The 5843-nt window shown below is 71.0% G+C and carries 5 protein-coding genes; 4 read left to right on the top strand and 1 reads right to left on the bottom strand.

The genetic code is table 11. From position 1 onward, the window contains the following. Nucleotides 1-222 precede the first annotated feature (222 nt). Nucleotides 223-1515, top strand: coding sequence for an ABC transporter substrate-binding protein (locus MXD58_RS18205; RefSeq protein WP_250609622.1), 1293 nt, complete (start codon nt 223-225; stop codon nt 1513-1515). Between the two features lie 79 nt (nt 1516-1594). Here the strand turns inward: MXD58_RS18205 and MXD58_RS18200 are convergent, their stop codons facing one another. Next, nucleotides 1595-2263, bottom strand: coding sequence for a TetR/AcrR family transcriptional regulator (locus MXD58_RS18200; protein WP_248839246.1), 669 nt, complete (start codon nt 2261-2263; stop codon nt 1595-1597). An 81-nt stretch (nt 2264-2344) separates the two neighbouring features. On the opposite strand from MXD58_RS18200, the gene MXD58_RS18195 reads away from it, so the two are divergent. Genes MXD58_RS18195 through MXD58_RS18185 form a run of 3 tightly spaced genes read left to right on the top strand, consistent with a single transcriptional unit; the run spans nt 2345 to nt 5744 of the window. Beyond that, a complete protein-coding gene (locus MXD58_RS18195; RefSeq protein ID WP_248839245.1) occupies nt 2345-3850 on the top strand; it encodes an acyl-CoA carboxylase subunit beta in 1506 nt (501 codons plus the stop codon). Beyond that, nucleotides 3847-4887 (top strand): LLM class flavin-dependent oxidoreductase, encoded by a 1041-nt coding sequence (locus MXD58_RS18190; RefSeq protein ID WP_248839244.1) that lies wholly within the window; start codon nt 3847-3849, stop codon nt 4885-4887. Before MXD58_RS18195 ends, MXD58_RS18190 begins: the two co-directional genes overlap by 4 nt. Beyond that, entirely contained in the window at nt 4884-5744 is an 861-nt protein-coding gene (locus MXD58_RS18185) for an enoyl-CoA hydratase-related protein (RefSeq protein ID WP_248839243.1), read from the top strand. Before MXD58_RS18190 ends, MXD58_RS18185 begins: the two co-directional genes overlap by 4 nt. Nucleotides 5745-5843 lie beyond the last annotated feature (99 nt).

The following is a 5843-nucleotide window of genomic DNA, read 5'->3' as shown; positions in this document are numbered from 1 at the left end:
CGCCGGACACCCCGCCCCAGGACGGTCGAAACCATCCTTGAGCAACGGTCTTGCATCCGGAAAAACTGTTCTCGTAACATGCTCGACGTTCCAGCCCGCCAGTCCATTTCGGACATATTTGCGCGATGGCGGACTCACTCCGCAGTAATTTGAGGAGCTCAGACAATGCGAACCCGCCGATTATTGGTCGTCATGGCCGCTTCGGTTTCGGTCGTGACCACGATGGCCGCGTGTTCTTCCGGCGGTTCGTCCAGCGCGGGGGGCGGCACGACCGTCTCGGCCGACGCCCTGAAAGCCGGTCCCGCCACCGGCTGGCCCGACGCCGGAATGAAGGTGGACCCGGCCAGCCTCAAGTGCGGGCTGACGTCCAGCCAGCCGACCCGCGGCATCACTGACACCTCGATCACCGTCGGCGGTCTGGGCTACCTGACCAGCCCCACCGGCAGTACGATCGCCGGTACCGAACAGGGCGCGAAGGCGCGGCTCGAGCGCGCGAACGCCGAGGGCGGCGTCAACGGCCGCAAGATCAACTACATCGGTACCCTCGACACCGGCGACGACGCGGCGCGGACCGCCGCGCAGGCGAAGGTCCTCGCCCAGCAGAAGAAGGTCTTCGCGGTCGTCCCGCTGCTGACCCGCGACGCCAGCTACCTGGACACCTTCTGCAACGACAAGGTTCCGTTCTTCGGCTGGGGAACCACGGCCGGATACTGCAACAACACGCTCGGCTTCGGCATCACCGGCTGCCTGGTCGGGGGCGGCAGCGGCTACACCTCGTCGACCTACGGACTACTGATCCAGGCGATGTTCGGCGGTAGCGCCAAGGGCAAGTCCGCCGCGCTCGTCGGCGTCGACAACGACTCGGCCCGTACCGGCCTGCAGGAGCTCGCCAGCCAGGTCCGAGCGGTCGGCATTCGGACGGTGTACACGAAGAACCCGTTCCCGGCGACCGGCGTCACCGACACCACCGCGGTCGTGAACGACCTGATGACCGCGGACAAGGGCCACGCACCGGATGTGATTCTCCACCTCCTCGATTTCAACTCGGTCGTCAAGCTGACCTCGGCGCTGAACTCGGCGGGTTACCAGGGAAAGCAACTCAACCCCGTTGGGTATGACCCCCGCCTGGCCGGCTTCAAGGATCTACAGAAGTCCTACACCGTGGTCCAGTGGGAGCCGGGCTCAGATACCAGCGTGCCTGCCGTGAAGCAGCTCGCCGACGACTTCCACAAGTACGCTCCGGACACGAGCATCAGCCTTCCGGCGATGTCCGGCTACTGGGCGGCAGATATGTTCATCACCGCTCTGAAGAAGGTCGGTCGTGACCTCACCGTCGACAAGTTCCTGAAGGTTCTAAACACCAACTACTCCTACTCCGTGCCCGGAGCGCTCCCCGAGACCCGCTGGCCGATCAACCACAACATCAGCGCGCCCTGCGGATCGGTCGTGCAGCTCAACGGCAAGGTCTTTGATATCATCGCCAAGCTGTTCTGCGGTGGCTTGTTGAAGAAGTAGTGCCAGCCGGGTAAGGCACCTGGACCCGGCCTCGCCGAGCTGGCGGGGCCGGGGGTCCCGGTCCTGGCACCTCGCCCGGTCAGCCGGGTGCGTCCGGCAGCGCGCCGAGGGCGCACTGAGCGTAGCGCACCAGGCCGGTCACCTCGGCGGGGTCGGGCCGGGTGCGGGCGAGCACGTGCCGCTGCATCGCGCCGAAGGCCAGGTCGAAAGTGGCCCAGGCCTCGCGGCTGCGGTCCGCGCCGGGAAGCACGGCGGTCAGGGTGTCGACGAGCAGGTCACGGGACTGACTGAGCTCCTCGGGAAAGCGCACCTGCAATCGGCCGAGACCGGCGACGAACGGCCGGGTCTGTTGCGCGGTGGCCGGATCCGTGGCCTGTTCCAGCACGCACCGGATCCAGGCGTCGACCCGGGCCGGGAGGTTGTCCTCCCGGGCGGTCCGGTCCCGCAGGTCGGCGGCGACGCGGCGCAGCCCGGAGGACAGCAGCGCAATCAGCAGCTCATCCTTGGACCCGAAATGTCGGTAGAACGCCTGGTTGGAACATCCCGCCGCGGCGAGAATCGCTCGCAGCGACAGGTCGGTGGACCCGGTGCGCTCAATGACCGTGTACGTCGCGTGGACGAGTCGGCGGACCTCCTCGGTCGCCGCGTCGACACGCGCCGCCATGGAACGTTCCACGACCCGCGCCACCGCGTCCGACGCCACGACTGCCGCCGGCGAGTCGGAGGCCGAATCCCCCAAGGTGCTCATAGAGCAACAGTCTTGCATCGCGGAACGCCGTTCTACCACCAATCCTGAATCTCGCGGCTGTACAATGTATGTTTCGGTCTCATGGGTGATGACCTGCACGGTTGGGGCCCCGCGCTCGCGGAGATCGCACGACGCAAGGCGGCGGCTCACGACATGGGCGGCGCCGCCAGGCTGACCCGCCAGACGCAGCGAGGGCGCCTCAATGCCCGGGAGCGGCTCGACGCTCTGTTCGATCCGGGCACGTTCTTCGAAATCGGCGCGCTCGTCGGCACCACCGCCGACCCGCCCGCGCCCGCCGACGCGCTCGTCGCCGGCTCCGGGCGCATCGATGGCAGGCCCGCGCTCGCCGGCGCCGAGGACGTCACCGTGCTCGGCGGCTCCATCGGCACGGGATCCACCGACAAGCGCTACCGCCTGTGCCAGCTCGCCGCGCAGGAACGCGTCCCGGTGGTGTGGATGCTGGAGGGTGCCGGTCACCGGGTGACCGACAGCCCCACCAGCCGCCGCCCCGGCGACCTCGGCGGCCTCGCCGATCTGTCCGGCCAGGTACCGCTGGTGTGCCTGGTGCTCGGCGCGTCCGCCGGTCACGGCGCGCTCACCGCGCCACTGTGCGACTTCGTCGCGATGACCGAGACCGCGTCGATCTTCACGGCCGGCCCGCCGCTGGTCCGGACCGCCACCGGCGAGGAGATCACCAAGGAGGACCTCGGCGGCCCGGCGGTCGCCGCGCGCACCGCCGGCGTCGTGCACAACGTCGTCCACGACGACACGGAGGCCATCACGCTGGCTCGGCGCTACCTGGCGCACTTTCCGCGCGACGCCGCGCAGGCCGCCCCGTCGCGCCTCGGCCCGGACACCGGGCCGCGCAAGGTCGACATCCTCGGCATGATCCCGCCGGACCCGCGCCGGCCCTACCGGATCACCCCGGTGTTGCAGGAGGTCGTCGATGACGGCGACCTCCTGGTGGTGCAGCCTGAGTTCGGCCGCTCTGTCGTCACCGCCCTGGCCTGGCTGGGTGGGCGCAGCGTGGCGATCGTCGCGAACGACCCGAGCCAGCTCGCCGGCACCGTCGACAGCGACGCGGCCGACAAGGTGGCGCACTTCCTGCAGGTCGCGGGTGCCTTCGGCCTGCCGTGCGTGTTCCTGGCCGACAACCCCGGGGTGCTCGCCGGCAGTGCCGCCGAGCGGGCTGGCATCCTGCGCCACGCCGCCCGGATGTTCGCGGTCCAGCACCGGTTGAAGGTCCCCAAGCTGCATGTCACCCTGCGCAAGGCGTTCGGCTTCGGGTCGTCGGTGATGGCGATGAACCCGTTCGACGGCCAGACCCTGACCCTCGCCTTCCCGTCGATCACCCTCGGCGTGCTGCCGGCGATGTCGAACGCGAGCGCCGTCGATGACCCGGCCGAGCGTGCCCGCCTCGCCGCCGAGCAGGCGAAGGGCTCGGTCAACGGTGCCTCCCGACTCTCCTACGACGACGTCATCGACCCGCGCGACCTGCGCGACGCGCTGCTCACCGGCCTCGCCCTCACCGACGGCCGGGCCAACAGCGGCCTACGCCGCCACCAGGACGGAGCAATCCTCCCGTGAAACTCGGTCTGCGCCTGAACCTCTACCGGGCCGCCCAGTTCGCCGTCCCGGTCGAGCTGGTCCGGCTCGCCGAGCGGGTCGGATACCACTCGGTGTGGACGGCCGAGGCCTACGGCTCGGACGCGCTGAGCCCACTGGCCTACCTGGCGGCCCTCACCGACCGCATTCGACTCGGGACCGCGGTGGTGCAACTCGCGGCGCGTCCCCCGGCGACGCTGGCCATGCAGGCGATGACGATCGACGCGATGGCCGGCGGGAACCGGCTCATCCTCGGCATCGGCGTGTCCGGCCCGCAGATCGTCGAGGGCTGGTACGGCCAGCCGTGGGGGCGGCCCCACGCCCGGCTGCGCGACTACGTGGAGATCGTGCGCAAGGTGCTGGAGCGCGCCGAACCGGTCGCCCATGACGGCCCGGAGATCCGCCTGCCCTACACCGGGCCCGGCGCCCTCGGCCAGGGCCGACCGCTGAAGTCGATCATGCATCCGGTCGCGCCGATTCCGATCTGGCTGGCGGCCGGCGGCCCGCGCAACACCGCGCTCGCCGCCCAGATCGGCGACGGCTGGCTGCCGATGGGCATATCACCCAATGGCGTACCGGCCACGGTGCGTGAGACTGCCCGGCCGGGCTTCGAGGTGTTCACCGACGCGTCGGTGACCATCACCGACGACGTCCGCGCCGTCCTGGACGCCAAGCGCCCGCTGACCGCCATGTACGTCGGCGGGATGGGCAGCGAGACGCACAACTACCACCGCGAGGCGATGGCCCGACGCGGCTTCCCCGCGGAGGCGGCGCGCATCGGCGAGCTGTGGCGGGCCGGACGCAAGGCGGAGGCGCAGGCCGCCATCCCGCAGGAGTATCTGGAGAGTTCGGCGCTCGTCGGGTCGGTCGAGCGGATCCGCCGCCGCTGGGAGGAAGGCTTCGCGGCGCCCGGCGTCACGGGCCTGATCGTCAACGCCGACCAGCCTGAGGCCATCGAGCTGCTCGCGGAGCTCGCCGGGGTGCGCGACACCGCGCCCGAGCCGGTGGCCGGCCGATGAGCGCCGAGCGCGGCGCCAGCGGCGAGACAGACGGCGGCGGGACAGACGGCGGCGGGACGGACGGCGGCTCCGCCCCGGTGCTGCTCGTCGACACGCCGACGCCGGGCGTGCGGCGGATCACCCTGAACCGGCCGGAGAAGCGCAACGCCCTGTCGGCACCGCTGCGCGCCGAGCTGCTGCACACCCTGCAGCGCCACGACCACGACCCCGACGTCGCAGTGACGATCATCCGCGGGGCCGGGCCGTGCTTTTCCGCCGGCTACGACCTGTCCTCGCCGCTGATGGACGATCCGCCGTTGTACTCGGCGCCCGGCGCCGGCCAGTGGGCACGGCAGGCGACCGAGACGTGGCTGAGCCTGTGGGACCTGGCCAAGCCGGTGATCGCGCAGATCCACGGCTACGCGATCGCCGGCGCCACCGAGCTCGCCTCCGCCTGCGACCTGGTGTATGTCGCCGAGGACGCGCGGATCAGCTACCCGGTCGTCCGGCTCGCCAGCCCGCCCGACTGGCAATACCACACGGTGCTGCTCGGGATGCGCCGCGCGATGGAGCTGATGCTCACCGGCGACCCCATCGACGGCGTCGAGGCCGCCCGCATCGGCTTCGCCAACCGCGCCTACCCGGGCGACCGGCTGGCCGCGGAGGTCCTCGCGATCGCCAGCCGCATCGCCGGCGTACCCAGCGAGCTCACCCAGATCAACAAGCGTTCTGTGCACCGCGCGTTCGACGTCTGGGGGGCCCGCGCCGCCATCCGCGCCGGCACCGAGCTGCAGGCCCTCGCGTACCACACCGAGGCCGCCGCCCGCTTCCGCGCCGATCCCCTCGGCGCCGTCCGGCGAGAGGTGAACCCCGGCTGACCGGCAGGCCGGGGCTCGTCGACAGGCCGGGGCTCGTCGACAGGCCGGGGCTCGTCGACAGGCCGGGGCTCGTCGACAGGCCGGGGCTCGTCGACAGGC

The sequence above is a fragment of the Frankia sp. AgKG'84/4 genome (assembly GCF_023242965.2).
Lineage (GTDB): Bacteria > Actinomycetota > Actinomycetes > Frankiales > Frankiaceae > Frankia.
This window is presented reverse-complemented; position numbering and strand designations above follow the sequence as displayed.

Bases quoted from the DNA above. Each gene is read 5' to 3' on its own strand.
- MXD58_RS18195 (WP_248839245.1), top strand. From the start codon at position 2,345: ATGGGTGATGACCTGCACGGTTGGGGCCCCGCGCTCGCGGAGATCGCA.
- MXD58_RS18205 (WP_250609622.1), top strand. From the start codon at position 223: ATGGCCGCGTGTTCTTCCGGCGGTTCGTCCAGCGCGGGGGGCGGCACG.
- MXD58_RS18185 (WP_248839243.1), top strand. From the start codon at position 4,884: ATGAGCGCCGAGCGCGGCGCCAGCGGCGAGACAGACGGCGGCGGGACA.
- MXD58_RS18200 (WP_248839246.1), bottom strand. From the start codon at position 2,263: ATGAGCACCTTGGGGGATTCGGCCTCCGACTCGCCGGCGGCAGTCGTG.